Here is a 2396-nt window from a genome sequence, read left to right on the forward strand (position 1 = left end):
ATATGCGCGGCGTAAAATTAGGCGGCGCTATGGTTTCTCCATATCATGCGAATTTTATCGTAAATTATAAAAACGCTACGGGAAAAGATATTTTATTTTTAATGAAAAAAGTTAAAGAAGAAGTTTATAATCAAAAAGGAATCGTCTTAAAGCCCGAAATAAAAATAATAAGCAATGAAAACGAAAAATTATAAAATTAATTACAATAAAAAACATTTGGAAAATATCGACAAAGCGATTGAAAAAGCGAAATTACTTTACGATAGTTGTATATGCTGCGGACATTTATGCAAAGTAAATAGAAATCAAAATAAAATTGGAAGATGCAAAATTTTTGAAGATAACAATAGTATAAAAGTCGCATCTCGCACTCTGCATTTTGGAGAAGAACCGATGCTTGTCGGAAAAAGCGGAAGCGGAACAATATTTTTTTCAAACTGCAATTTAAACTGCGTATTCTGTCAAAATTATCAAATAAGTTCAAACGGAATTGGAGAGACAATCGACATTGAAACTTTATCGTCATATTTTTTGGAACTCGAAGAAAAAGGAGCTAATAATATAAATTTGGTAAGCGCAAGCCATGTAATTTATCCGATATTGAAAGCTTTGAAAATTGCATTAAACAAAGGATTTAATTTGCCTATAGTTTATAATACCAACGGATACGATACGGAAGAATTATTAGATTGTTTGGACGGAATAGTCGACATTTATTTGCCCGATTTAAAATATTTATTTGACGAAAAAGCGATTAAATATTCTAAAGCGGAAAATTATTTTTCTGTCGCAATTAAAGCGATTGAAATAATGAAAAATCAAGTCGGGGATTTTATTGTTGACGATAACAAAATTGCAAAAAGCGGAATAATAATAAGACATTTGATTTTGCCAAATAATCAATCGGATTCTTACGATATATTGATTGAATTGAAAGAAAGAGGATTTTTGAAGTCGACAATTTCGCTTATGTCTCAATATAATCCCGAATTTAAAGCTAAAAATTTTGACGAAATAAACAGAAAATTATATTTTAAAGAATATAACGATTTGATTAATTACGCATTGGATTTGGGATTTGAAAATATTTTGTCGCAGGAAATGGAAAGCTCGGAAACTTATTTGCCAGATTTTACGAGAGAGATTCCTTTTCAATTTTAATTTTTTAGATTTTGAATATATAAAAAACGCGTAAAAAAGAGTAAAAAACGCTTGACTTTAAAATTAAAATAGCATATAATATTCGATAATTATATCGCGGGGTGGAGCAGTTGGTAGCTCGTTGGGCTCATAACCCAAAGGTCATAGGTTCAAGTCCTGTCCCCGCTAATACGGCGGCGTGGCTCAGGGGGTTAGAGCATGCGGCTCATATCCGCAGTGTCAGAGGTTCAAGTCCTCTCGCCGCTAATTATTTTATAAAAAAGGTAGGTGAGTTAATTTGGTTCGAGTATTCGCTAACGAAGGAGAGCCTGTAGACAGCGTTATTAAAAGATTTCGTAGAGCATGCGAAAACGAAGCTATCTTGCAGGAATTAAAAGAAAAACAATTCTACAAAAAGCCGTCTCTTGAAAAAAAACTTCAAAGAGAAAAAGCGCTTAAAAGAATGAAAAGAAAAATGAAAAAAGAACGAAGATTAGGTTTATTATAATCTAATCGGTCTACTCTTGAAAATATTTATTTTTTATTGTATAATTTTTACAATTTTAAAATAAAAAATATTTTAGAAAAAAGACTATTAATAATTTTTAATATTTTAAGGAGAAAAAATTATGGCAGCAAAACAGCTATTATTTGACGAAGAAGCGAGACGAGCGCTAATGCGAGGAGTCGATTCCTTGGCTAACGCGGTAAAAGTAACTTTAGGACCAAGAGGACGAAATGTGGTAATAGATAAAAAATTCGGTCCTCCGACAATAATAAACGATGGCGTTACAATCGCTAAAGAAATAGAATTGGAAGACCCGTTTGAAAATATGGGCGCTCAAATAGTTAAAGAAGTCGCCACTAAAACGAACGATGTCGCTGGGGACGGAACTACTACCGCTACCGTTTTGGCTCAAGCTATGGTAAAAGAAGGGCTTAAAAATGTAACGAGCGGCGCAAATCCTATGCTTATCAAAAGAGGAATTGAAAAAGCGGTTAATGAAATAGTCGCTCATATAAAATCCGAAGCAAAACAAATCAAAGGCAAAGAAGAAATCGCTCAGGTTGCGACAATCTCCGCAAATAACGATAAAGAGATTGGCGAACTTATAAGCGATGCTATGGAAAAAGTTGGTAAAGAAGGCGTTATAACCGTTGAAGAAGCAAAATCTTTGGAGACTAATTTATCGTTAGTCGAAGGAATGCAATTTGATAGAGGTTATATATCTCCATTAGAGGTTATATATCTCCAT

General features: G+C 33.0%; 3 protein-coding genes, 2 tRNA genes and 1 pseudogene. All 6 read left to right on the forward strand.

Going from position 1 to position 2396, the window contains the following annotated elements:
• A pseudogene (locus EZH24_RS10310) lies at positions 1-194 on the forward strand (UDP-N-acetylmuramate dehydrogenase); the annotation flags it as partial.
• A complete protein-coding gene (locus EZH24_RS10315; RefSeq protein WP_137999050.1) occupies positions 175-1161 on the forward strand; it encodes a radical SAM protein in 987 nt (328 codons plus the stop codon). The pseudogene EZH24_RS10310 and the gene EZH24_RS10315, both read left to right, overlap by 20 nt.
• A 95-nt stretch (positions 1162-1256) precedes the next feature.
• Positions 1257-1329 (forward strand) — tRNA-Met (locus EZH24_RS10320).
• A 4-nt stretch (positions 1330-1333) separates the two neighbouring features.
• Positions 1334-1407 (forward strand) — tRNA-Met (locus EZH24_RS10325).
• A gap of 31 nt (positions 1408-1438) precedes the next feature.
• Positions 1439-1648, forward strand: a complete 210-nt coding sequence (gene rpsU, locus EZH24_RS10330; protein ID WP_137999051.1) for a 30S ribosomal protein S21 — start codon at positions 1439-1441, stop codon at positions 1646-1648.
• 121 nt (positions 1649-1769) lie between these two features.
• Positions 1770-2396: TCP-1/cpn60 chaperonin family protein (locus EZH24_RS10335; protein ID WP_272897896.1), on the forward strand; the 627-nt coding region annotated here is incomplete at its 3' end.

The sequence above is a fragment of the Brachyspira catarrhinii genome (genome assembly GCF_005518285.1).
Lineage (GTDB): Bacteria > Spirochaetota > Brachyspiria > Brachyspirales > Brachyspiraceae > Brachyspira > Brachyspira catarrhinii.